At 59.5% G+C, this 23,021-nt stretch carries 22 protein-coding genes; 14 read left to right on the top strand and 8 right to left on the bottom strand.

Annotated elements, in window-relative coordinates:
- Positions 1 to 217 precede the first annotated feature (217 nt).
- The 5 genes from phaeop14_RS03370 to phaeop14_RS03350 all read right to left on the bottom strand — a co-directional run bounded on the left by phaeop14_RS03370 (position 218) and on the right by phaeop14_RS03350 (position 5,518).
- Positions 218 to 730 carry a CarD family transcriptional regulator gene (locus phaeop14_RS03370; protein WP_014873844.1) on the bottom strand — a complete coding sequence of 171 codons (513 nt, stop codon included), beginning with the start codon at positions 728 to 730 and terminating at the stop codon, positions 218 to 220.
- A 362-nt stretch (positions 731 to 1,092) separates the two neighbouring features.
- A complete protein-coding gene (gene fdxA / locus phaeop14_RS03365) occupies positions 1,093 to 1,431 on the bottom strand; it encodes a ferredoxin FdxA (protein ID WP_014873843.1) in 339 nt (112 codons plus the stop codon).
- Positions 1,432 to 1,495: 64 nt separating this feature from the next.
- Positions 1,496 to 1,861: an RNA-binding S4 domain-containing protein gene (locus tag phaeop14_RS03360; protein ID WP_040172575.1), complete on the bottom strand. Its 366-nt coding sequence runs from the start codon at positions 1,859 to 1,861 to the stop codon at positions 1,496 to 1,498.
- 28 nt (positions 1,862 to 1,889) lie between these two features.
- Positions 1,890 to 4,907: a helicase-related protein gene (locus phaeop14_RS03355; protein ID WP_040181484.1), complete on the bottom strand. Its 3,018-nt coding sequence runs from the start codon at positions 4,905 to 4,907 to the stop codon at positions 1,890 to 1,892.
- Between the two features lie 41 nt (positions 4,908 to 4,948).
- Positions 4,949 to 5,518 (bottom strand): tetratricopeptide repeat protein, encoded by a 570-nt coding sequence (locus tag phaeop14_RS03350; protein WP_040172452.1) that lies wholly within the window; start codon positions 5,516 to 5,518, stop codon positions 4,949 to 4,951.
- 97 nt (positions 5,519 to 5,615) lie between these two features.
- On the opposite strand from phaeop14_RS03350, the gene phaeop14_RS03345 reads away from it, so the two are divergent.
- The 3 genes from phaeop14_RS03345 to phaeop14_RS03335 all read left to right on the top strand — a co-directional run bounded on the left by phaeop14_RS03345 (position 5,616) and on the right by phaeop14_RS03335 (position 8,854).
- A complete protein-coding gene (locus tag phaeop14_RS03345; RefSeq protein ID WP_040172450.1) occupies positions 5,616 to 5,903 on the top strand; it encodes an SCP2 sterol-binding domain-containing protein in 288 nt (95 codons plus the stop codon).
- Positions 5,903 to 6,865: an alpha/beta hydrolase gene (locus phaeop14_RS03340; protein ID WP_096788750.1), complete on the top strand. Its 963-nt coding sequence runs from the start codon at positions 5,903 to 5,905 to the stop codon at positions 6,863 to 6,865. The genes phaeop14_RS03345 and phaeop14_RS03340 overlap by 1 nt, the downstream gene beginning before the upstream one ends.
- A gap of 144 nt (positions 6,866 to 7,009) precedes the next feature.
- Positions 7,010 to 8,854 (top strand): M3 family oligoendopeptidase, encoded by a 1,845-nt coding sequence (locus tag phaeop14_RS03335; protein ID WP_096788749.1) that lies wholly within the window; start codon positions 7,010 to 7,012, stop codon positions 8,852 to 8,854.
- Between the two features lie 99 nt (positions 8,855 to 8,953).
- On the opposite strand, the gene phaeop14_RS03330 is transcribed toward phaeop14_RS03335, so the two are convergent.
- The gene (locus tag phaeop14_RS03330; RefSeq protein WP_040172442.1) at positions 8,954 to 9,223 is read right to left on the bottom strand and encodes a DksA/TraR family C4-type zinc finger protein; all 270 of its coding nucleotides are present in this window, start codon (positions 9,221 to 9,223) and stop codon (positions 8,954 to 8,956) included.
- Positions 9,224 to 9,476: 253 nt separating this feature from the next.
- On the opposite strand from phaeop14_RS03330, the gene phaeop14_RS03325 reads away from it, so the two are divergent.
- Together phaeop14_RS03325 and phaeop14_RS03320 are read left to right on the top strand one after the other, a co-directional pair.
- Complete coding sequence (locus tag phaeop14_RS03325) at positions 9,477 to 10,091, top strand: glutathione S-transferase family protein (protein WP_096790214.1); 615 nt, start codon at positions 9,477 to 9,479, stop codon at positions 10,089 to 10,091.
- Between the two features lie 51 nt (positions 10,092 to 10,142).
- On the top strand, positions 10,143 to 10,739 hold the full coding sequence (locus phaeop14_RS03320) for an SDR family oxidoreductase (protein WP_096788748.1): 597 nt from the start codon (positions 10,143 to 10,145) through the stop codon (positions 10,737 to 10,739).
- Positions 10,740 to 10,804: 65 nt separating this feature from the next.
- On the opposite strand, the gene phaeop14_RS03315 is transcribed toward phaeop14_RS03320, so the two are convergent.
- Positions 10,805 to 11,866, bottom strand: coding sequence for an ABC transporter ATP-binding protein (locus phaeop14_RS03315; protein WP_096788747.1), 1,062 nt, complete (start codon positions 11,864 to 11,866; stop codon positions 10,805 to 10,807).
- 18 nt (positions 11,867 to 11,884) lie between these two features.
- On the bottom strand, positions 11,885 to 12,676 hold the full coding sequence (locus phaeop14_RS03310) for an IclR family transcriptional regulator (protein ID WP_040172432.1): 792 nt from the start codon (positions 12,674 to 12,676) through the stop codon (positions 11,885 to 11,887).
- 134 nt (positions 12,677 to 12,810) lie between these two features.
- On the opposite strand from phaeop14_RS03310, the gene phaeop14_RS03305 reads away from it, so the two are divergent.
- The 9 genes from phaeop14_RS03305 (at position 12,811) to phaeop14_RS03265 (ending at position 23,016) form a co-directional block, all read left to right on the top strand.
- Positions 12,811 to 14,061: an ABC transporter substrate-binding protein gene (locus phaeop14_RS03305; protein ID WP_096788746.1), complete on the top strand. Its 1,251-nt coding sequence runs from the start codon at positions 12,811 to 12,813 to the stop codon at positions 14,059 to 14,061.
- Between the two features lie 155 nt (positions 14,062 to 14,216).
- Complete coding sequence (locus phaeop14_RS03300; RefSeq protein WP_175304840.1) at positions 14,217 to 15,155, top strand: carbohydrate ABC transporter permease; 939 nt, start codon at positions 14,217 to 14,219, stop codon at positions 15,153 to 15,155.
- Positions 15,155 to 16,003 carry a carbohydrate ABC transporter permease gene (locus phaeop14_RS03295; protein WP_040172426.1) on the top strand — a complete coding sequence of 283 codons (849 nt, stop codon included), beginning with the start codon at positions 15,155 to 15,157 and terminating at the stop codon, positions 16,001 to 16,003. Before phaeop14_RS03300 ends, phaeop14_RS03295 begins: the two co-directional genes overlap by 1 nt.
- Positions 16,000 to 18,099: an alpha-galactosidase gene (locus tag phaeop14_RS03290; protein WP_096788745.1), complete on the top strand. Its 2,100-nt coding sequence runs from the start codon at positions 16,000 to 16,002 to the stop codon at positions 18,097 to 18,099. The genes phaeop14_RS03295 and phaeop14_RS03290 overlap by 4 nt, the downstream gene beginning before the upstream one ends.
- Complete coding sequence (locus tag phaeop14_RS03285) at positions 18,096 to 19,811, top strand: IlvD/Edd family dehydratase (RefSeq protein WP_096788744.1); 1,716 nt, start codon at positions 18,096 to 18,098, stop codon at positions 19,809 to 19,811. The genes phaeop14_RS03290 and phaeop14_RS03285 overlap by 4 nt, the downstream gene beginning before the upstream one ends.
- On the top strand, positions 19,811 to 20,581 hold the full coding sequence (locus tag phaeop14_RS03280) for an SDR family NAD(P)-dependent oxidoreductase (RefSeq protein WP_096788743.1): 771 nt from the start codon (positions 19,811 to 19,813) through the stop codon (positions 20,579 to 20,581). Before phaeop14_RS03285 ends, phaeop14_RS03280 begins: the two co-directional genes overlap by 1 nt.
- Positions 20,578 to 21,546, top strand: coding sequence for a 2-dehydro-3-deoxygalactonokinase (locus tag phaeop14_RS03275; RefSeq protein WP_096788742.1), 969 nt, complete (start codon positions 20,578 to 20,580; stop codon positions 21,544 to 21,546). The genes phaeop14_RS03280 and phaeop14_RS03275 overlap by 4 nt, the downstream gene beginning before the upstream one ends.
- Complete coding sequence (locus tag phaeop14_RS03270; protein WP_096788741.1) at positions 21,543 to 22,154, top strand: 2-dehydro-3-deoxy-6-phosphogalactonate aldolase; 612 nt, start codon at positions 21,543 to 21,545, stop codon at positions 22,152 to 22,154. The genes phaeop14_RS03275 and phaeop14_RS03270 overlap by 4 nt, the downstream gene beginning before the upstream one ends.
- Complete coding sequence (locus phaeop14_RS03265; RefSeq protein ID WP_096788740.1) at positions 22,144 to 23,016, top strand: SMP-30/gluconolactonase/LRE family protein; 873 nt, start codon at positions 22,144 to 22,146, stop codon at positions 23,014 to 23,016. Before phaeop14_RS03270 ends, phaeop14_RS03265 begins: the two co-directional genes overlap by 11 nt.
- Positions 23,017 to 23,021: the final 5 nt, after the last annotated feature.

Raw genomic sequence — 23,021 nt, 5'->3', positions numbered from 1 at the left:
GCCATGCAGATCAGCTAGGCGAGGACTTTTGCCCATTATCCATGGACTCAGTTGTTCGGGGGAATCGTAGGTTGCACAGCCTTGTCAAATCCACGCGGCAACATCAGGTGGGGCTAGAACATAGGCCCAAGAATAAAAGGCCACGCCCTGAGACGCAGCCTTTGTTTTGATTCCCAAAATATACAGCAGACTAGATCAACGCTGTATTAGGTGATGATCACGCTGCAGCGCGGGAGGTCAGCACCTCGTCAACCTGCTTTGCAGCAGAAATTTCATCGCCACCAGACACCGCAGCGACCTCACGTGTCAGACGCTCAAGCGCGGCCTCATAAAGCTGACGTTCCGAATAGCTCTGCTCACGCTGATCATCGGTGCGGTGCAGGTCGCGGACCACTTCCGCGATGGAAATCAGATCACCCGAGTTGATTTTCTGCTCATACTCTTGGGCACGGCGCGACCACATCGCGCGCTTTACTTTCGCCTTACCCTTGAGCGTGGTCATCGCTTTGGCGATCACATCGGGGGAGCTGAGCGACCGCATGCCAATTTCGGTTGCCTTGTTGGTCGGCACCCGCAGGGTCATCTTGTCCTTCTCGAAGGTGATCACAAACAGTTCCAGCGCGAAGCCGGCCACTTCCTGCTCCTCGATCGAAATGATCTGGCCAACGCCATGGGCGGGGTACACAACATAGTCGTCGGGGCGGAATTCAGGCTTCTTCGATTTAGTCATACAGGTCTTTCCTCGCTATGTGCCGATGTCAGGATCGGCTGGGCTGCCACAGGTCCACACGCGCGATGATCCGAAGATCCGCGTCGCAGACATGTCGCAGGAAAACCGCCAACAGACCCGTGCGACATAAGGCGCACAGCCAAGGCGGACATCCGTGATTGGTCATTTGCTGACTGAGTATATCACATTTTTTGCCTTACAAAAAGGCGAGGACCCGTGAAACCTCATGGTGGCGGGCTATCGGACCATAGAAAACACCGCAAAACGGGCTCACCTTCCAGCGCATCCCTGGCAGCAGCGCCAAGAACACCGGAGGTGAGTCGCCGCTCACATGATGCGATAGTCCTGCCAGGAGCCTTGGCTCAGCCGCCTTCGCCTGGAGCCTCGGAGAAATATTTCTCCAGCTTGCCCTCTTCGCCGTCGCGCTCTTCCGCCTCGGGAAGCGGGTCTTTCTTGGAGACGATGACCGGCCACATTTCAGAATATTTGCGGTTGAACTCAACCCATTTATCCATGTCCGGTTCCGTATCGGGGCGGATCGCGTCCGCCGGGCATTCCGGTTCACAAACACCGCAATCAATACATTCATCAGGGTGGATCACCAATGTGTTCTCACCCTCATAGAAGCAATCGACCGGACAGACTTCGACGCAGTCGGTGTATTTGCAGGCGATGCAGTTATCCGTAACAACATAAGTCATGGTTGGCCGAGTCCCGTAGCTGTTTGGCTTGTAGCTAAATCACCGAAGCGCCGGCTTCAAGATGTCAAAACGCACCATCCCGGCGACTAAGATCAAGCGCTCTGCGCTCCTTCTTATCCGGGCGACCTTTTCCCTCGTAGCGCGGGTTGCGCGGCACGGGGTCCTGTTTTTCGGTCAAATCAAAGTACAGCGCCTGTGCCTCTGGGGCTGGTCCGCGCCGTGTTCCGAGGGCTTCGATCCGCACGGTTCGGATGATGCGGCCCTGCGGGAAGGTCAGAACATCCCCGGAAGAGACGTTCTGAGCCGGTTTAGCGATTTTGTTGCCATTGAGACGAAGATGACCACCACTGACCATTTTGGCGGACAGGCTGCGGGTCTTGAAGAACCGCGCCTGCCACAACCATTTGTCAATTCTGATCTTCTCGCTCACCAGCACACACTTTGGTTTCAGCAGCCGATCAATCGGATTGCTTCAACCCCATCAGCGCTGCGGCAAAGGGGTTGTCGGGGTCAATCTGCTTTTCCTTCTTCGGCGGGCGCGCCGAATAGGTCTTGCTGCCCTGATCCTGACGGCCGCCCTTTTTGCCGGGTTTGCCATCACGACCGCCCGGCTTACCGCCGCGCGGTTTACCCTTGCCACGCGGGGCATCACCACCGCGTTTGGCACCGCCACGGTCGCCACCAGCCTCCTGACCACGCCGATTGCCGTTGCGGTTGCCACCGGTCTTGCGAGCGCGGCCCCAGGTGAAGGTATAGAAAACCTCGGTTTCCTGTTCCTCAACCTTCGCATCCGCCGCATCGCCGACAGGTGTCTCAATTTCTGCGGTTTCCGGGATCGGATCGGCAGCAACCGGATCAGCGAGCTCTTCCGCCACAGGCGCAACGCCGGCATCTTCGATCCCGGTGACCTCAACCGGAACGTCAGCAGGCGCGGCCGGGTCGGCGACCACAGCGTCGGTGGTCGCAGCGGTGTCAGCCTCATCCGGCGCAGCGGCAGGCGTGTTCTCAACCTGCTGAGCGGCATCCATGACAGGAACATCGGCTTCGGGCGTACCGGTTTCAGTCACCACGGCATCAACAGCCTTGGCTTTCACCCGCTCGCCCTTGTCAGCCTGGTAGCCAAGCCCCTGCATCAGATCGGCAAACTGCTCCAGCGTCATGCCGGTGATCGACAGCATGTCGGCCTTGGCTTCAAAACCGCCACGGCTGTCTTCGGCCCGCAGCATATCTGCAAGGCGTTCCAGCATATCGATACGGATCATGCGTTCGCCTGCATTGCGATACCCGCACATGGTATCATACCCCTGCGGTGCATCCTTGATGACCGGCACGGTCACCAGACCAGCTGGTGGTGCATCCGGGAACTCCCCCAGACCTTCGGCAAGCGCCCAGAGCACCAGACGCAGGCGCGTCGGCGCCGGCTTCAGCAGCAGCGGCATGAAGATGGTGAACTGGCCAAACCGAATGCCGTGCTTGCGCAGCGCGCCACGGGCATCCTGATCCAGATCCTTCACCTCTTGTGCGACGGCTCCACGCGGCAGAAGACCCAGCCCCTCGACCATGCGGAAGGCAAAGCCACGCGCAAGGCCGGTCAGCTCTTCGTCCCGCTGCAGGTTGAGCAGCGGTTCAAACAGCGCGTTGACCTTGCGGGAGATGAAATGCTGCAGGCGGCGTTCGACTTTCTGAGCGACGTCTGCCCCAGCAGCGTCATCGACAAAAACCTCGATGCGTGGGTTCAGCGGATCTGCGCCGGCCACCAATTTGCCGACAGCATGCTCGCCCCACATCAGGCCGCCCTGATCGGTAAAATCAATTTCAGTATCCGGCGCGTTGTAAAAACGGTCAGCCCGGAGATGGAAATGCGGTGCGAGTGCTTGCAGGGAGGCGGATTTCAACGCCTTTGCCTCGGCGCCCTGAGCGCTCTTGTCCGGCGAGAACCGGAACCCTTCAAGACGACCAACGAATTCACCTTCGACGGTCACTTCACCCTTGTCATTCACTTCGGCCAAAAGGGCCTCCTTCTGTTTGAGCCGGCGCAAAAGCACGGATGTGCGCCGGTCCACAAATCGCTGAGTCAGACGTTCGTGCAAGGCGTCCGACAATCTGTCTTCTACAGCGCGCGTCTCTCCGCGCCAATGACTTTCATCACGGACCCAGCCGTTCCGTTGTGCAACGTAGGTCCAGGTTCGGATAAAGGCCAAACGTTTCGACAATGCGTCAATGTCGCCATCAACCCTATCGATCCGTTTTATCTGTCGTGCCAGCCAATCGTCCGGCACCACACCGGACCCGTGCAGATACTGGAACAAAACGCCCAAAAGGCCAGAATGTTCCGACTGAGAGATGCCGCGAAAATCGGGAACCCGGCAGACATCCCACAGCAGTCGCACAGAGGGGGCGTTGGTTGTCCGCGCCAGAATTTCATCCTGTTGGGAAAGCGATTTCAGCGCGATAAGATCATCCGCTTCGCGTGCACGGACCAGATTCTGATCCTCTGGTGCTGATTCGAGGGAACGGATCAGCGCCTCTACAGTGCCAAATTGAAGCTTGGAGGACCGCCAGTTCAGCTTTTTCAGCGGCGTGAAACGATGCTCCATGATGGCCTGCGCCACACCATCGTCCAGTGGCGGCGCGTCGCCGGTCACCCCGAAACTGCCGTGGCTCATGCCGCGCCCTGCCCGCCCGGCGATCTGCGCCAGCTCATTGGGCGCCAGCTGCCGCATCCGGCGCCCATCAAATTTGGTCAGGGAGGAAAAGGCAACGTGATCAATATCGAGGTTGAGGCCCATGCCGATGGCATCGGTCGCAACCAGATAGTCCACCTCTCCGTTCTGGTATAGCTCCACCTGGGCGTTCCGCGTCCGTGGGCTGAGCGCGCCCATGACCACCGCCGCGCCGCCCTTTTGACGGCGCAACAGCTCAGCGATGGCATAGACATTGTCGATGGAAAACCCGACGATGGCTGTGCGCGCGGGCATCCGGCTGAGCTTCTTTGAGCCAGAATAGACCAGATCCGAAAGCCGCTCCCGGCGCAGAAACTGGACACCGGGGACCAGTGCAGCGATCGGGCCGCGCATGGTATCCGCACCCAAAAACAGTGTCTCCTGCGTGCCTCGCGCCCGCAGGAGACGGTCAGTGAACACATGTCCGCGTTCCGGATCAGCGCAGAGCTGAATCTCATCTACCGCCAGAAAATCACAGCCCATGCCCTCGGGCATAGCCTCAACCGTGCAGATCCAATACTGCGCACGTGGCGGAACGATCCGCTCCTCCCCGGTGACCAGCGCCACCACAGAGGGGCCGCGGGCCGCCACCACCTTGTCATAAACCTCCCGCGCCAAAAGACGGAGCGGAAATCCCATGACACCGGTGCGGTGCCCCAACATGCGTTCGATTGCATAATGCGTCTTGCCGGTGTTGGTCGGTCCCAGAACCGCCAGGACCCGGGAGGTCCCGGAACTCTGCATGCCTGTCATGATAGTGCCCTCAACGCCCGAACCGCGCTCAATTGCCCGCTTTACAGCTCTTTGCCTTCGACTGTGGTCTTCAGCCGATCAAGCGCGCTGGTTATCGCCTCGTGATGCGGATGTATAGCCTGCGCCCTCTGGTAGGCCTCATAGGCGTTTTGCGGATCATTGAATTGTTCGAACATCGCTCCCAGCGCAAAGATCGCGTTGTAGTCATTAGGGTTCAACATCAGCGTCCGCTCCAGATCCGCCACCGCAGGCCCGAAAAGCCCCGCAGTAAAATAGGCCCGCGCACGTTCATACCAACCGGTCGCAAATCCGGGCGCGTGATCGGTCAACGCGGTCAGATGCTCAATGGCAATGCGGGTGTCGCCCCGCTCCAGAGCGTCCTTGCCTCGTTTCAGCAAAAGGTCCATCGCCGGAGAACCACTGCTCCCCCAAAGCGCCTGCAATGACCTGTCTAGGCCAATCGCCTCGCCCGGGTCGGCCTGGGCCAGCGCCGCAAGCAATCCCGCCTCATCCACGGGGTCCTCAGCGCGCGCTTGCAAAGGCACGGAAAACAGGACTGTCAAAGACGTTGCCGCCACGATAGCTTTGAGATTGGAGAATTTTGCAACCATGATGGGTTAAGTGTAACCGCGCAGCCCGCGTTTTCCAGAGCCTGGGGGCCTTCCCTCACATAAATTTGCGGCTGCGGACCAAATATGAGGACTGAACATGAGCGAAACGCTGACCCAAGCAGCAGAAACGCTGAACGAAAAAATGGACGGCGGCTTTGATGGCTCCGCCAAATTCGACATCACCGGCATGGGCACGATCATGCTCGACCAGAACGGTGCACGCGTCGCTGACGAAGAGGCCGAAGTCACCATGACTGCCGACGCCGAGACGTTCCAGTCGATCATCGAAGGGGAACTGAACCCGACCACAGCCTTCATGAGCGGAAAGCTGACCATTGATGGTGACATGGGCACCGCGATGAAACTGGCATCGGCGATGGCCTGATGGACGCGCACCTGATGGATCTGACCCCCGCCCCATTCTTTGCCGATATCGCGCGAGGACCCGACGGCGGGCAGGCCCATTGGGTAACCACCAGCGATGGCCTGCGCATCCGCGTGGGCCATTGGCGTCCGGACGGCGCCGAAAAAGGCACGTTGCTGCTGTTTCCGGGACGCACCGAATACATCGAGAAATACGGCGCCGCTGCCCAGGACCTGGCCGACCGCGGCTATGCTACATTGGCGGTTGACTGGCGTGGCCAGGGGCTTGCCGATCGGATGCTGCCCGAGCGCCTTCTGGGTCATGTCGGGGCGTTTCGCGATTTTCAGAAAGATGTCGACGCTGCGGTGAATCTGGCAGAGCGACTGGCGTTGCCGAAACCTTGGTTTGTTCTTGGCCACTCCATGGGCGGGGCCATCGGGCTGCGCGCCGTGATGGAGGGGCTGCCGGTGAAGGCCTGTGTGTTTTCCGCCCCGATGTGGGGCATTCAGATTCCCCCGGCCCTGCGCCCTGTGGCGCGGTTGCTCAGCGCGATGGGCGACCGGTTCGGCATTGGCGCGATGCGGACCCCGACAACCACCCTTGCCCCTTATGTGCAGGCCAGCCCGTTTGAGGGCAATTCGCTCACCAATGATGCGGAGATGTATCGTCTCATGCAGGATCAGCTGGCGGCACAGCCGGATCTGTCGCTCGGCGGGCCGACGGTGCGGTGGCTGGGTGAGAGTCTGCGTGAATGCGCCGACCTTGCAAAAATGCCCTCTCCCGCGCTGCCCTGCATCACCTTCCTCGGGACGCAAGAACAGATCGTCAACACCGCTGCCATCCATGATCGCATGGCCCGCTGGCCCGGCGGGGAACTGGATCTGGTCAAGAACGCGCAGCACGAGGTGATGATGGAAGGGGCTGACACACGCCGCAGCATTTTCGACAAGATGACCCGGTTGTTTGACCAATACGCCGACTAGGCTGCCCTGTGCCGTAAGATTGGATCAGAGCGCACCGCCCTGATGCTGCGCATAAATCACTGCAACACGCAGGGCGGTTGCTTGTGATCCCCTGCCCTCGCGCTTAGATGTCGAAGCAGACATAAAACAGCCTGAGGTGCCCTGATGATCAACGCTCCCTTCCTTGACCGCGACCTGATGCGAGACGTCAACGCCAATGCCACAGGTGGGGCCGGGCCGGACGGGCTGGGCAATCTGCCCGAATGGGACCTCAGCGATCTCTATACCTCCGAGGATGCGTCGGAGCTGGACCGGGACCTGGCCTGGCTGGAAGGGGAATGCGCAAGCTTCGCGGCTGATTACGAGGGCAAGCTGGCTGATCTGGATGCTGATGGCCTGCTCAATTGTGTCCTGCGCAATGAAAAGATCAACGCGATTGCTGGCCGGATCATGTCCTTTGCCGGATTGCGGTATTACCAGCTGACCACCGATGCGGGTCGCGCGAAGTTCATGTCCGACATGCAGGAGAAGATCACCATCTTCACCACGCCGCTGGTGTTCTTCACGCTGGAGATCAACCGGCTTGAGGACGCCGTGCTGGACGGCCACTTCGCCGCCAACAGCGATCTGGCCCGCTACAAACCGATCTTTGACCGGATCCGTGCGATGAAGCCTTATCAGCTGTCGGATGAACTGGAGAAATTCCTGCATGACCTGGGCGTTGTGGGCGATGCCTGGGAGCGGCTGTTTGACGAGACGATTGCCGGTCTGACCTTCACCGTGAATGGCGAAGAACTGAACATCGAGGGCACGCTCAACCTCTTGACCGAGCAGGATCGCAGCAAGCGCGAGGCCGCAGCGCGGGAGTTGGCGCGGGTCTTCTCCGACAACATCAAGATCTTCGCCCGCGTCCACAACACCCAAGCCAAGGAAAAGGAAATCCTCGACCGCTGGCGCGGGATGCCGTCGCCGCAAATGGGGCGCCACCTCTCCAACCACGTCGAGCCGGAGGTCGTGGAGGCGCTGCGCGAAGCCGTTGTTGCCGCCTATCCAAAGCTGTCGCACCGCTATTATGAGTTGAAGCGCAAATGGCTCGGTCTGGACCGCATGCAGGTCTGGGACCGCAATGCACCGCTGCCGATGGAAACCTCGCGCACCGTCAACTGGGACGAAGCCCGCAAAATGGTGATGGACGCCTATAGCGCCTTTGACCCGCGAATGGGCGAACTGGCCGAGCCGTTTTTTGACAAGGGCTGGATTGATGCGGCCGTGAAACCGGGTAAAGCGCCCGGCGCCTTTGCGCACCCGACGGTGACCGACGTGCACCCCTATGTGATGCTGAACTACCTTGGCAAACCGCGCGATGTGATGACCCTCGCACATGAGTTGGGCCACGGCGTGCATCAGGTGCTGGCAGCAGATCAGGGCGAGATGCTGTCGTCGACACCGCTGACACTGGCCGAAACCGCCTCGGTCTTTGGCGAAATGCTGACCTTCCGCAAGATGCTGGAAAACGCCAAGGATAAGACCGAGCGCAAGATCCTGCTGGCAGGCAAGGTCGAGGATATGATCAACACTGTCGTGCGCCAGATTGCATTCTACGATTTCGAGTGCAAACTGCACGCCGCCCGCGCCGAGGGAGAGCTGACACCAGACGATATTAACGCGCTGTGGATGTCAGTGCAGGCCGAAAGCCTTGGCGAGGCCTTTGACTTCATGGAAGGTTACGAAACCTTCTGGACCTATGTGCCGCATTTCGTCCATTCCCCGTTCTACGTCTACGCCTATGCCTTTGGCGACGGGTTGGTGAATGCCCTCTATTCGGTCTATGCCGAGGGGGCTGAAGGATTTGAAGACAAGTATTTCGAGATGCTGAAGGCCGGTGGATCCAAGCACCACAAGGAGCTGCTGGCGCCCTTTGGCCTTGATGCATCTGATCCCACGTTCTGGGACAAGGGATTGAGCATGATCTCCGATATGATCGACGAGCTGGAGGCGATGGAGGACTGATCCTCACGCACATCACCGAACGAGGACTGATCCTCACGCACATCACCGAACAAAGAAAGGGCGTGGTCAATCGGCTGCGCCCTTTGCTTTTTGTCGGCGTTATTTGAGCTGACTGTCCTTGCTGCCACGCCGGTTGATACCACCCCGCGCGCTGTAGGCGCTGTCGCGATCCTGCTGGCACTCGATACAGAGCTTCACTCCCGGAATGGCCTTGCGACGCGGCTCCGGGATCGGTTCCTCGCAATCGGCACAATGGGTGAGGCTTTCGCCCATCGGCGCAGGCCGAGACTTGAGACGCGCTAGCTCGTCACTGATCGACGCCTCGATCTGCTCGCTCACCGCGCCATCGCGCGCCCATCCTCCAGCCATGGTCCATCTCCTCTCGTAAGGCTACATCGTACCACATCCGGTAGGCATTTGCTGCAACTGCCCCTGATGTGATGCGATCGCTATGGGTGAAACACCTGACTGGGCATGCTGGTTCCACTCTCAATTACTTCGCTGTGCAGCTGCGGCAGGCCTCAGGAACAAAATCGCGACCCCAACCGTTGGATACACAACGGCGGCAAAAATGGCCGCCGTTCCTTTTGCGACCGACACCCCCTGTAAGGAGACGCCGCCCATGCTGACGATACATTGCCTCGCCTATTCGCGCGCAATCCGCCTGATCTGGCTGATGGAAGACCTGGGGCAACCCTACACTGTCGTCACCTATGACCGCACCGCGTCCTTCAGGGCGCCCGAAAGTCTCGCCAAGGTACATCCGCTGGGCAAATCCCCCGTGATCGAGGATGGCGACACCATGATCGCGGAATCCGCAACCTGCTTGCGCTACATTACCGACCGGTACGGAGATACGCATCATCATCCCTCTCCCGGCAGCGCAGAGGCGGTGCATCACGAGGAACTGCTCGACTATGTCGAAAGCTCCTTCGCCGAAGTTGCCATGGGCCTGCTGCTGCCTGCCCTGAAGGGTGAAGAGGCCACCGACGAGGCCAACCGTGCTATGGCTCAACACCTTGACTATCTTACCCAGAAGCTGCCCGAACAGGGGCTGCTGTTTGGCGACACCGCCACACTGGCAGATATCCAGTTTTCCTACATTCTCGCCAATTTGGCGGCTATCGGCGCGCTAGAGGACGCGCCTCGGGTGGCGCGCTATTGGGCCGATCTGCAGCAACAGCCCGGCTATCAAGCCGCAGTGGCCAAGGTGGGGCCGATGGCGCCCTCGTTCTGAGCCGCCAGCTACCGATCACCAAAATTATTCACTGGAACTAAGGAGATCACCATGCAAGTTCTCGTAGCCGGCGCCACCGGCAATACTGGTCGCCGGGTCGTTGAAAAACTCCAGCGTCTCGGCCACCACCCAATCGCCCTGATCCGCGAAGGGTCCGACACAAGCACCTTGCCGCGCGGCACGACCACCCGACACGGAGACCTCATAGATCTGCCTGCAGAGGCCTGCGATGGGTGCGATAGCGTCGTTTTTGCAGCTGGGTCCGGCGGGGACACCTCGGCGGAGATGACAGACAAAGTAGACCGTGACGGCGCAAAGGCCTTGATTGATCTGGCCAAACACGCAGGCGTCTCCAAATTTGTCATGCTCAGCTCCATTGGCGCGGATGATCCTGACCCAGACAGTGATCTTGCCCATTATCTGCAGGCCAAACATGACGCCGACGAACACCTGATGCGATCTGGCCTGGACTACGCAATCCTGCGTCCGGTCCGACTGACCGATGGCGAAGGAAATGGTGACATGCTGTTCGGTAACGATGTGGATCCCGGAGGTGTCGCAGCGCGTGGTGATGTTGCTGCTGCGCTTGCCGAAGCGGTCAGCAACCCGGCATGGACAGGCAGGACCATGCGGATGCAATCGCTGTAATCACAGAGGGTCGGCCGTGGATTGCGAAATGCCCGGGGCGCTGAAGCTCCGGGTTTTTCTCCTTTTTATCGCAGGCGCTGTTCTGTTGCTTCATCAAAGACATAGGCATCCGCATCGTTAAAGCCCAAGGCAACGGCGGTCCCCTCCGGCAAGGCTTCGACACCACGGGTTTCAACGATTAGCTTTTCACCGGTTGGCGTGCTTAGATAGTCGTAGGACACACCGCCAAGTCGCTCCCTGAGGTCCAGAACCAAGCTGCTGTCCGCGGCTGTCACGCTCAGATGCTGCGGACGCAGACCCAACAGCACCTTGCTGCCATCTGCTGGCAAGGCCACTGAGGTCGCAACCCGACGGTTTTCAAGCGCAGGCACAACGACACCGTCACCCTGCACGGTCCCTTGCAGGAAGTTCATGCTGGGCGAGCCGATAAAGCCCGCGACAAAGCGATTATCAGGGTCTGCATAAAGCTCCATCGGGCTGCCGACCTGCTCCACACGTCCAGCGCGCAGCACCACGATCTTATCCGCCAGTGTCATCGCTTCGACCTGATCATGGGTCACATAGATCATCGTCGCGCCGATTTCCTTGTGCAGGCGCGCGATTTCAACACGCATGTCGACCCGCAGTTCGGCGTCAAGATTGGACAGCGGTTCGTCGAACAGAAACACCTCAGGCCCCCGCACGATCGCACGGCCAATCGCAACCCGCTGACGCTGACCACCCGATAGGGCCTTGGGCTTGCGTTTGAGATAGTCGTCCAGCTTCAGGATCCGGCTGGCTTCGGCCACTTTCTCCCGGATCTTCTCCTTGGGGTGACCGTTCATCTTGAGGCCAAAGCCCATATTGTCCTCCACCGTCATATGCGGGTAAAGCGCATAGGACTGGAAGACCATCGCAACGCCGCGATCTGCCGCGTCAAGGCGGGTCACTTCCCGATCGCCGATATGAATATTACCGCTGCTGGTTTCTTCCAGCCCAGCAATCATCCGCAACAATGTCGATTTCCCGCAGCCCGAAGGACCAACGAAGACACAAAATTCGCCGTCGTCAATGCTGAGATCCACATCATGGATCACCTGCACATCTCCATATTTCTTGACGGCCTTGGCCAAAGTGACCCCTGTCATGCGTCTTCTCCCCTTGGGTTAACTTGGAAATTGCCAGGTCTCGGCAGCGGTTGCGATGTCCTTGGCCGTTTGCAGCAGCGCCGGGCGCAGGGCTGTCAGCCCCTCCAGCGACTGACGTTGCAGCGATGATGTGATCGACAGCCCGCCCATCACCTTGCCCGCCTCCGACAGGATCGGGGCGGCAATGCAGATGATACCCGGTTCATGCTCTTCCCGATCAAAGGCCACACCATCACGGCGGATCTCGGCAAGCTCGGCCAGCAGCGCCTCAGGTGTTGCAAGGGTGTGCGCGGTGTGGGCAAAAAACGCCTGTCTGCGAATGGCGTCGGCCTGTGCATCGGCTGACAGATGCGCAATCATGGCCTTGCCAACACCGGTGCAATAGCCCGGCCCGATCTTTCCGGCCTGGCTGAACATTTCAATCGGCGTTTCGGCATTACGCTTGTCAACATAGAGCACCTGCCCACGATCAAGCTGCGCCAGATGAATGGTTTCCCCGACGTCTGCAGACAGTTGATCCAGATAGGGACGGGCCACAGGTGCCAATGCGCTTTGCCGCCACGCAGCATGGGCCAGCCGCACTAACCGAAGGCCCGGCGCGTAGGTCTGATTGGTTTCGTCATAGGCCAACATCCCCTGATTGGTCAGGGTCTGGACCAGCCGGTACAGCGTTGCTTTCGGGTGGTCGGATGCGGCCAGCACCTCGCCAAACCGCATCGGGCGGCCAGCCTCGGCGATCTGATCCAGCACCGCCAGCGCCTTGCCGACGGTACCATCCGCCTCTCGTGATTGGGGCGCAGCTTTCGCCATCACTGTCCTTTCTCTGACCGAACCCAGCCGATGTAACTGTTGACATCCTTAGCCGAGCGCGTTCATAGTTTCAATAGTTGGAATTTGGTTCCACTATATGAAACCAAAGAACCTACGTCAACAGGGAGGACGTCATGAAGACTTTGAAAGGAACGGTTGCGGGTCTCGCTCTCAGCCTTGGCCTGGCCACTGCGGCACAGGCTGAATTGAGTGGCACGCTCAAGATTTTTTCGGACATGTCCAATCCTGCGCCCCGCGCAGTGATGGAGCAGATGGCGGAGGAATTCGACGCCATGCATCCCGATCTGTCAGTTGAACTGACCGTGATCGACCGCGAAGCCTATAAGACACAGATCCGCAACTTCCTGTCGGCGAATCCGCCCGATGTGGCCAACTGGTATGCCGCGAACCGTATGCGGCCCTACGTCTCCGCCGGCCTCTTCGAGGACATCAGTGATTTGTGGGCAGAACCTGAAATCGCCGATGCGCTGGCCTCCACCAAAGGTGCGATGACGCTGGACGGCAAGCAATGGGGCGTGCCCTATACCTACTATCAGTGGGGTGTCTACTACCGCGAAGACATCTACAATGAGCTCGGTCTCGAAGAGCCCAAGGACTGGGCAACCTTCAAATCGAACTGCCAGAAGATCCTCGATTCGGGACGCAAGTGCTTCACCATCGGCACCAAGTTTCTGTGGACCGCAGGCGGTTGGTTTGACTACCTGAACATGCGCACAAACGGCTACGACTTCCATATGGCGCTGACCAACGGCGAAGTTGCCTGGACCGATGACCGCGTGAAGCAGACCTTCGCCAATTGGCGCGAGCTGATCGACATGGGCGCCTTCATCGACAACCATCAGTCCTACAGCTGGCAGGAAGCCCTACCGTTCATGGTCAAGGGCGAGGCCGCGGCCTATCTGATGGGCAATTTTGCCGTGGCGCCGTTGCGCGAAGCGGGCCTTGGCACGGATCAGCTGGACTTCTACCAGTTCCCCAGCATCAACCCCGATGTCGAGCTGGCAGAGGACGCGCCAACGGACACCTTCCACATTCCGTCCGGCGCACAGAACAAGGAAGCCGCACGCGCCTTCCTGCGCTTTGTCGTGTCAGCTGACAATCAGACCAAAATCAACGGTGGCGCAGCCCTTGGCCAGTTGCCGGTCAACTCAGGCTCCTCCGTCGATGATGACGAGATGCTGAACCAGGGGTTTGAGATGCTGTCGTCCAATTCCCCCGGTGGTATTGCCCAGTTCTTCGATCGCGATGCGCCTGCCGAAATGGCCTCGGTCGCGATGGAAGGGTTCCAGGAGTTCATGGTGTTCCCGGACAATCTGGATGACATCCTGAACCGGCTGGAGAAGGCACGCGAGCGGGTCTACTGATCAGCGCCATTTTCCCAAACAGCAAGGCCGACAGTCGCCGGCCTTGCCCACCTCATGAGTTCCCGGCGCCCTGACGCCAGATCACCATCCGCCTGTCGGGATCCGTGACCAAACCACGCTACTGACGATAACAAGAGAGATTTCCCGTGGCCGAGATGAACCTCGCTCCAGAAACCGGATCGTCTGCCACCTCACCCGGTGTCAGTGACAGCTGGCTCAGGCGCAACCGGCAAGCCCTTGCGCCTTGGTTGTTTCTCGCACCCGGCGTGATCTTCTTTCTGTTTTATGTAATTTTCCCAATTCTGCAGAGCTTCAACCTATCGTTTTATCGCTGGGACGGTCTGGGTGACCCGCAGTTCATCGGGATGGAAAATTACCGGGAATTGATGGATGACCGCGCCTTTGAGGTCTCTCTCTGGAACAATCTCAAATGGCTGCTGCTTTACCTCCTTGCGATCCCGGCAGGCCTGTTCATCGCCTTGTTCCTCAATCAGACTGTGACAGGTATCCGCCTCTACAAATCATTGTTCTTCTTTCCGTTTGTGATCAGCCAAGTGGTTGTCGGGTTGGTGTTCAGCTGGTTCTATGACCCCACATTCGGCCTCCTTAATCAGGTGTTGGCCTGGGTCGGCCTTGGTCCGATCAATGTGCTGGGTGATCCGACGCTGGTGACCTATGGCATTATCATTGCCGGCCTCTGGCCCCAGACAGCCTATTGTATGATCCTCTACCTCACTGGCCTCAACGCGGTTGACCCCGAACAGGTCGAGGCGGCACGTCTGGATGGCGCAAAAGGCGCCAAAATGCTGTGGTATGTGATCATCCCGCAGCTGCGTCCGGCGACCTTCGTGGCGTTTGTCGTAACCATCATCGGCGCGCTGCGCAGTTTTGACCTCATCTCAATCATGACCAACGGTGGCCCATTTGGCTCAAGCCGGGTGCTGTCGTTCTATATGTTTGAGAAGGCGCTGTCCGAATATGGCTTCCGCATGGGCTATGGCGCGGCCATTGCTGTGGTTCTGTTCCTGATCATGCTCTGCTTCATCGCCTATTTCCTGTGGTCCATGTACCAAGACGACAAAGGGGCCCGCTGATGTTTCCGAAACCCATTCAGAACAGCTCGCGCGCGTGGCAGACAACCTATCAGGCGCTGGTCCCGGCGGCCCTTATCATGTGGCTGCTGCCACTGATCGCCGTGGCGATTTTCTCGATCAAGCCAGAGGCCGATTTCACCACAGGCAATTACTGGGGGGTGCCGTCATCCTTCGAAGGGATCAGCAATTATGGCCGAGTCTTCTTTGGTTCCGACATGCCGCGCTATTTGCTCAACTCTGTCCTGATCACCGTCCCTACCGTGATCGGCGCAGTCGCCCTGTCCTGCATGACGGGCTTTGCGCTTGGCGTGTATAAATTCCGCGGCAATCTGTTGCTGTTCTTTATGTTTGTGGCGGGCAACTTCGTCCCGTTTCAGATCCTGATGGTGCCAGTGCGCGATCTGACGCTGGACATGGGGCTTTACAACACGAAGACGGGTCTGGTGCTGTTTCACATTGCCTTTCAGACCGGGTTCTGCACGCTGTTCATGCGTAACTTCATCCGCGCCCTGCCTTATGAGCTGATAGAGGCGGCCCGCGTCGAAGGTGTCGCGGAATGGCGGATTTTCTGGTTCGTGGTCCTGCCGCTGATGAAGCCGGCAATTGCCGCGCTCAGTGTGCTGATCTTCACCTTCATCTGGAATGACTACTTCTGGGCCGTTGTCCTGACGCAGGGCGCCGAGAGTCAGCCCGTCACAGCAGGTATCACATCATTCAACGCGCAATACCGCGCGGCCTACCATCTGATGAGTGCGGGCAGCATTGTCGCGGCGCTGCCGCCGGTTGCGATGTTTTTCCTCATGCAGCGCCACTTTATCGCCGGTCTGACTCTGGGGGCCGTGAAGTGAGCACGATCACCGGTATCCGCTGTTGGACGCTTCAGGATCAGAGGCAAAGCCTGATTCTCGCTGCCCATGGCACAGATTTGGCAGAGATCATCTACTGGGGGCCGCGCCTGCCGGATGGGACTGATCTGGAGATGCTTGTTGCCGCCGCGCGCATGGATGTGACGGGGGGCATGCTGGATGCCGTGCCGCCGCTGTCGATCTGCCCCGAGGCCCGGCGGACCTTTCCCGGACAGCCGGGTCTGTCGCTCACAGACAGCACAGGCAATGCGCTGCTGCCGCGCTTCGCGTTTGATCGAGCGGAAGAAGGCGACCTGAGCCTCATCCTACATTACCACGACGCCGACAACGGTCTTCATTATCAGGCGATGTTTGAACTAACGCCCACAACCGGCATGATCCGTGCGCAGGCCTCGCTCGCCTCCAAACAGCCGATCAGCGTGAACTGGCTCTCTGCACCAGTCTTTCCGGGGCCTCAAAACAGTCACGAGATGATCGATTTTCATGGTCGCTGGATCGGGGAGTTTCAGACCAGCCGGACACCCTGGAGCGCCGGCGCGAGGCTCAGGGACAATCCCACCGGTCGCACCGGGCATGAATATTTTCCCGGCCTGATCGTGCCCTGCACAGGCGCCACAAACAGCCAAGGATCCGCCTACGCTTTTCACTACGGCTGGTCCGGAGGCCACAAAATGCTGGCTGAGGAACTGCCTGACGGACGGCGCCAGATCCAATGGGGACATGCAACCGGCAGCCGACGCGCCCCCGGCATCAAATTTGAAACAGCGCCACTATATGCAGTGTTCTCGGATCAGGGGATAAACGGTTGCGCCGTTGCCTTTCAGCGTCATCTGCGTGACGAGATCCTGCAGCCCCCTGCCCCTACGCGTCCGCGACCGGTGCATTACAACTGCTGGGAAGCGGTCTATTTCGACCACGACCACGCCACGCTCTGCGATATTGCAAGCCGGGCCGCAGCATTAGGAGCCGAACGGTTCGTGCTGGACGACGGTTGGTTCGGCAAACGCGATGACGATACCAGCTCCCTCAGCGACTGGACAATCGATGCGCGCAAATATCCCGATGGGCTGATGCCCCTGATCAACCATGTTCATGCAGAAGGCATGACATTCGGCATCTGGTTTGAGCCGGAAATGATCAACCCGGACAGCTATCTGTTTCACGCCCACCCCGACTGGGTTCTGGGCGATCCTGATCAGGTCCTGGGCCGACAACAGATGGTGCTGAATATCGCCCGACCAGAGGTTCAGGCCTATCTCTACGAGCGCATCTCAGCCGTACTTTGCGACCATCCCATCGACTATGTGAAATGGGATCACAACCGTGTGCTACCAGAGCCAGACAGCGCGCAGGCTGAGGCGATTTATGCATTTTTTGACCGACTGCGGGCAGGCTTCCCCTCGGTGGAATTTGAGAGTTGTTCATCCGGTGGCGGGCGTATCGACTTTGGCATTCTGTCGCGCACCCATCGCGTCTGGCTCTCTGACAGCAACGACCCGTTGGAGCGGCTGCGGATCCAGCATGATGCAGCACTTTTCCTGCCTATGGTCGTGACGGGCAGTCACGTCGGTCCACGTCAGTGCCACACCTCCGGTCGCATAACCGATATCCGCCTCCGTGCCTGGGTCGCGGCGCAGCGGCATATGGGCTTTGAAATGGACCCGCGAGAGCTGAGCGTGGATGAGGCCAAGGTCCTGCGCGATGTCACCAACTGGTGGAAAGATAACCGGTATTGGACCGAGCGGGCGGATATTCTGCGCCTCGACAGTGACGATCCGGCAGTGATCGCAGAGCTGCAACGCGCTGAGGATGGCAGTCGGTTTGTCGCCTTTGCCGGCCTCTCAGAAGCCAGTGCACAGATCCTGCCCCGCCCGCTGCGCCTCACTGGACTGGATGCGGATGCGACCTATGAGATCCGCCTGCTGAACCGCGACGACGCCCCCGGCCTGTCGCGTGGCTCGCCACTCCTGAAAACCGAAAACGCCCGCCTCAGCGGCCAATATCTGATGCACCAAGGGATCACCCTGCCCTGGACCTTCCCACAGTCGATCTGGGTGATTGAAGGAACACGCCTATGACCAAAGACAGACGAAATCGCGCCTGGTACGGCAAACTGGACAAAGACGGATTTATCCACCGCAGCTGGATGAAAAATCAGGGGTTTCCCGATCACGCCTTTGACGGCCGTCCGATTATCGGGATTTGCAACACATGGTCCGAGCTAACGCCCTGCAATTCCGGCCTGCGCGATCTCGCCGAAGGGGTGAAGCGCGGCGTTTGGGAGGCGGGCGGGTTCCCTGTGGAATTCCCGGTGATGTCGCTGGGCGAAACCCAGATGAAGCCAACCGCGATGCTGTTTCGTAATCTCCTCGCGATGGATGTGGAAGAGTCGATCAGGGCCTACGGTATCGATGGTGTTGTCCTGCTTGGCGGTTGTGACAAGACGACCCCCGGCCAGCTGATGGGCGCCGCCTCGGTTGATCTGCCCGCGATCGTGGTCAGTTCCGGGCCGATGCTGAACGGGAAATGGCAGGGCAAGGATATCGGCTCTGGCACGGATGTATGGAAATTCTCCGAAGCGGTGCGCGCGGGGGAAATGACGCTACAGGACTTCATGGCGGCAGAATCAGGCATGAGCCGGTCCAAGGGCGTCTGCATGACAATGGGCACGGCCTCCACCATGGCGTCCCTCGTTGAAGCGATGGGGATGAGCCTGCCAACAAATGCCGCCCTGCCTGCAGTGGATGCCCGTCGCATGGCGCTGGCGCATCTGACCGGCAAGCGGATCGTCGAGATGGTCGAGGAGGATATCAAACCCTCCGACGTGCTGACCCGTGATGCCTTCATCAACGCGATCATGGCAAACGCAGCAGTTGGCGGCTCTACCAACGCGGTTGTTCACCTCCTGGCGCTGGCTGGCCGCGTTGGCGTTGAGCTATCGCTGGATGACTTCGGCCTTGGCAGTGACATTCCGCTTCTGGTGAACTGCATGCCCTCGGGCAAATATCTGATGGAAGATTTCTGCTATGCTGGCGGCATGCCGGTTGTGCTGAAACAACTGGCCGACAAGGGGCATTTGCGCAGTAACATCACTGTTCTGGGCGGCGATATCATGGCCTATGCTGATGGAGCTGAGTGTTTCAACAACGACGTCATCAAGAGCTTTGATAACCCGGTAAAACCTGCAGCCGGCCTGCGTGTTCTGCGCGGTAATCTCGCGCCCAACGGTGCCATCGTCAAGCCCTCAGCCGCGACCGATCATCTGCTGGAGCACGAAGGCATCGCCCATGTGTTTGAAACTATCGAAGACATGAAAGCCAACATTGACCGCGACGATCTGCCGGTCACCAAGGACAACATTCTGGTGCTGAAAGGCGTTGGCCCCAAAGGCTATCCCGGCATGCCCGAGGTCGGCAATATGCCGATCCCGCGTAAACTGGTCCGCGAAGGGGTGCGTGATATGATCCGCATTTCCGATGGTCGCATGTCCGGGACGGCCTTTGGGACAGTTATTCTGCATGTCTCGCCAGAATCACAGGCTGGCGGCCCCCTTGGCTTGGTGCAGACCGGCGATCGGATCCGGGTCAGCGCCCAGAACGGTACGCTGGACCTTCTGGTTTCGGACGAAGAGCTGACCGCGCGGCGGGAGGCCTGGCAGCCGGACCCGCCGCATTACACACGCGGCTATGCAAAACTCTATGTCGACAGCGTGCTTCAGGCCGAAAAAGGCGCTGACCTTGATTTCCTCGTGGGCAAAGATACCCGCCCCGTCACTCGGGAGAGCCACTGATGAGCGACACTGCAATCTTTCCGGACCTGAAGGGGGCTTCGGTTTTCATCACTGGCGGCGGTTCCGGCATTGGTGCCGCGCTGAGCGAGGGGTTCCTGCGTCAGGGCGCCAAGGTCGCCTTTGTCGGACGGTCTGATGCCTCTGCTTTTGTTGCGCGCATGGAGGCTGAGACAGGCAACCGTCCCTTGTTCATCCAATGCGACATCACCGATATCCCTGCCCTGAAGTCCGCGATTGAGCAGGCGGCAGAGGCGCATGGCCCAATCACCACGCTGGTGAACAACGCCGCCAATGATCAGCGCCACGCCACATCGGATGTTGACGAAGAGTTTTGGGACTGGGCGCAGGCGATCAATCTCAAGGCCTATTTCTTTGCCTGTCAGGCGGTATTGCCGGGGATGCAGGCCGCAGGTAGTGGCTCCATCGTCAACTTCACCTCCATCAGCTACATGATGGGAAACAGCGGCTACCCTGCCTACACAACTGCAAATGCAGGCATAAATGGGATGACCCGGAGCCTCGCCCGCGAGTTCGGGCCTGACCGTGTACGGATCAATGCCTTGGCGCCGGGATGGGTGCTCACGGATAAGCAGCTGGATCAATGGGCAACGCCAGAGGCACTTGCGGCCCATCTGGAACGCCAGTGCCTGAAGGACCATCTGGCCCCTCAGGACATTGTCGGCTCCACCTTGTTCTTGGCCTCTGCAACAAGCCGCATGATCACCGGCCAGACTCTGGTGGTGGACGGCGGGGTTGTGGTGACGGGATGACAGCTCCGCCCGACCTCTCCCCAGATAGAACGTCAGACACATCTGCACCTGCATGGATCGCGGCAGACTGGGGGACAAGCCAGTTGCGGCTTTGGGTGATGGATGCCCGAAATCAAGTGATCGCCCGCCTCACCTCTGACCGTGGCATGTCACGGCTGTGCCCACAGGACTATGAACCAACACTTCTGGACCTCTTGGGCGATCATCTCCCAACGGGCGAAGACAGCCCGCTCCCCGTTATCTGCTGCGGAATGGCAGGCTCACGTCAGGGCTGGGCCGAGGCCCCCTATGCCAGCGCACCCTGCCCGCCGCCAGGCATTGCCGAGGCCACCCAGCCGGCCATCACGGATCCACGCCTCGCGGTCTATTTGCTGCCTGGCATCAAAACCACGGATCCGGCTGATGTCATGCGCGGAGAGGAGACCCAAATCGCAGGGTTTCTTTCCCAAGGCAGCAACCAACAGGAAACCCAGGTCATCTGCCTGCCCGGCACCCACAGCAAATGGGTCAGGCTTGATCAGGGGCAGGTCACCAGTTTCTCCACCTTCATGACCGGTGAGATGTTTGCCCTGCTCCGGGGACAGTCCGTGCTGCGACACTGCGTATCTGAGGAGGGTTGGGATGACGCCGCTTTTACCCAAGCCATCAGTGAGAGCCTCGCAGCTCCGGCCTCGATCTCGGCGCAGCTGTTTCGCCTGCGCGCAGATGCGTTGCTGACCGGCCAGCCACCAGAAACCGGTAGAGCCCGCCTGTCGGGCCTGTTGATCGGGGCCGAGCTTGCAGCGACCCAAAACGACTGGTCACACCAACCTATCACCATACTGGGCACCGATATGCTGGCTCGCTGCTATGAGACAGCCCTGTGCGCGCTGGGGTGCGTCCCCCAGCGCGTTGACGGCGAAACCCTGACCCTTGCCGGCCTCTCAGCCGCCTATGACCAATTGCAAAAGAGCCAAACTCCATGAGCCGAAATATTATCGCCATCCTGCGCGGCCTGCGTCCCGACGAGGCACGCCCGATGACCGATGCCCTGATTGCCGCAGGTATCACCAAGATCGAAGTCCCGCTGAATTCTCCTCAACCCTACGACAGCATCGCCGCCATGCTGGATCAGGCGAAGGGGCGCGCCACAGTCGGTGCAGGTACTGTGCTCGATACCGGTGCGGTTGCTCAGCTCTCAGCCATGGGGGCGCAGATGGTGGTGTCGCCCGACTGCAACCCGGATGTGATCCGCGCGACGAAAGCGGCAGGTCTGTTGTCCTATCCAGGGGTTTTTACCGCGTCAGAGTGTTTCTCTGCTCTCCGTGCCGGAGCGGATGGACTGAAATTCTTCCCCGCCTTCAAACTGGGATTGGACGGGTTTTCGGCGTTGAAGGCGGTATTGCCAATGGATGCTGAAACCTATGCTGTGGGCGGTGTCGGTCCTGACGACTTCTCAGCGTGGCAGAGGGCTGGCATAACCGGTTTCGGCATGGGGTCCTCTCTCTATAAACCCGGCCGCTCAGTCGAAGACGTCGCCCGTCTTGCGGCAGAAACCGTTGCGGCCTACGACGAGACCTTTGATGGCAAATGACCCAAAAATCCATGCAGCGGCGGCTCAGGTCCTCAGCGAAACCCGCTGCACCCTTGGCGAAGGGCCGTTGTGGCACCCGACCCGCAAGCAACTGTTCTGGTTCGATATCCTCGAAAAGCGGCTGTTCAGCGTTGTTGGGGAAAAGGAGATCCACTGGCAGTTCGACGATTGCGTGTCCGCCGCTGGCTGGGTCGATGAAACGACACTGATCATGGCCAGCACCAGCGCGCTCTGGCGGTTTGATATCGAAAGTGGCGCGCGGATCCATCTGGTAGATCTGGAGGCAGATCAGCCGCTGACCCGCTCGAACGATGGTCGGGCAGACCCCTGGGGCGGGTTCTGGATCGGGACTATGGGCTATAAGGCTGAGTTCGGTCTGGGCGCGATCTATCGCTACTACCGGGGCGAGCTGCGCCAACTGATAACAAACCAGACCATCACCAATGCGATCTGTTTTGCCCCAGACAAATCCTGCGCCTATTTCACCGACACCAAGACGGGCAAGATCATGCGGCAGCCATTGGCAGCAGAGGACGGATGGCCGATTGGCGAACCATCAGTGTTTATCGATCTTAGCGACGAAGATTTCGGCCCCGATGGCGCCATTGTTGACACGGAAGGCCGGTTCTGGAACGCGCAATGGGGGGCAGGCCGTGTCGCGGTCTACACCCCAACGGGAGAGCTGACAGCAATCTATCCGGTCCCGACCGCGCAGGCCTCCTGCCCAGCCCTGGGCGGGGAAGACCTGTCAGACTTGTTCATCACCACCGCCGCAGATGGGCTGAATGATCCGGCAGCGGGCAAGACCTACCGCATTCACACGACGGCCAAGGGCCAGCGCGAACACCGCGTCATTCTTTGAGGACC

This window comes from Phaeobacter piscinae (assembly GCF_002407245.1).
GTDB classification, from domain to species: Bacteria; Pseudomonadota; Alphaproteobacteria; order Rhodobacterales; family Rhodobacteraceae; genus Phaeobacter; species Phaeobacter piscinae.
This window is presented reverse-complemented; position numbering and strand designations above follow the sequence as displayed.

Coding starts and splice junctions, on each gene's coding strand:
- phaeop14_RS03300 (WP_175304840.1), top strand. CDS start 14,217: ATGAACCTCGCTCCAGAAACCGGATCGTCTGCCACCTCACCCGGTGTC.
- fdxA (WP_014873843.1), bottom strand. CDS start 1,431: ATGACTTATGTTGTTACGGATAACTGCATCGCCTGCAAATACACCGAC.
- phaeop14_RS03295 (WP_040172426.1), top strand. CDS start 15,155: ATGTTTCCGAAACCCATTCAGAACAGCTCGCGCGCGTGGCAGACAACC.
- phaeop14_RS03320 (WP_096788748.1), top strand. CDS start 10,143: ATGCAAGTTCTCGTAGCCGGCGCCACCGGCAATACTGGTCGCCGGGTC.
- phaeop14_RS03310 (WP_040172432.1), bottom strand. CDS start 12,676: ATGGCGAAAGCTGCGCCCCAATCACGAGAGGCGGATGGTACCGTCGGC.
- phaeop14_RS03335 (WP_096788749.1), top strand. CDS start 7,010: ATGATCAACGCTCCCTTCCTTGACCGCGACCTGATGCGAGACGTCAAC.
- phaeop14_RS03330 (WP_040172442.1), bottom strand. CDS start 9,223: ATGGCTGGAGGATGGGCGCGCGATGGCGCGGTGAGCGAGCAGATCGAG.
- phaeop14_RS03265 (WP_096788740.1), top strand. CDS start 22,144: ATGGCAAATGACCCAAAAATCCATGCAGCGGCGGCTCAGGTCCTCAGC.
- phaeop14_RS03345 (WP_040172450.1), top strand. CDS start 5,616: ATGAGCGAAACGCTGACCCAAGCAGCAGAAACGCTGAACGAAAAAATG.
- phaeop14_RS03340 (WP_096788750.1), top strand. CDS start 5,903: ATGGACGCGCACCTGATGGATCTGACCCCCGCCCCATTCTTTGCCGAT.
- phaeop14_RS03275 (WP_096788742.1), top strand. CDS start 20,578: ATGACAGCTCCGCCCGACCTCTCCCCAGATAGAACGTCAGACACATCT.
- phaeop14_RS03270 (WP_096788741.1), top strand. CDS start 21,543: ATGAGCCGAAATATTATCGCCATCCTGCGCGGCCTGCGTCCCGACGAG.
- phaeop14_RS03285 (WP_096788744.1), top strand. CDS start 18,096: ATGACCAAAGACAGACGAAATCGCGCCTGGTACGGCAAACTGGACAAA.
- phaeop14_RS03315 (WP_096788747.1), bottom strand. CDS start 11,866: ATGACAGGGGTCACTTTGGCCAAGGCCGTCAAGAAATATGGAGATGTG.
- phaeop14_RS03280 (WP_096788743.1), top strand. CDS start 19,811: ATGAGCGACACTGCAATCTTTCCGGACCTGAAGGGGGCTTCGGTTTTC.
- phaeop14_RS03355 (WP_040181484.1), bottom strand. CDS start 4,907: ATGACAGGCATGCAGAGTTCCGGGACCTCCCGGGTCCTGGCGGTTCTG.
- phaeop14_RS03370 (WP_014873844.1), bottom strand. CDS start 730: ATGACTAAATCGAAGAAGCCTGAATTCCGCCCCGACGACTATGTTGTG.
- phaeop14_RS03350 (WP_040172452.1), bottom strand. CDS start 5,518: ATGGTTGCAAAATTCTCCAATCTCAAAGCTATCGTGGCGGCAACGTCT.
- phaeop14_RS03325 (WP_096790214.1), top strand. CDS start 9,477: ATGCTGACGATACATTGCCTCGCCTATTCGCGCGCAATCCGCCTGATC.
- phaeop14_RS03305 (WP_096788746.1), top strand. CDS start 12,811: ATGAAGACTTTGAAAGGAACGGTTGCGGGTCTCGCTCTCAGCCTTGGC.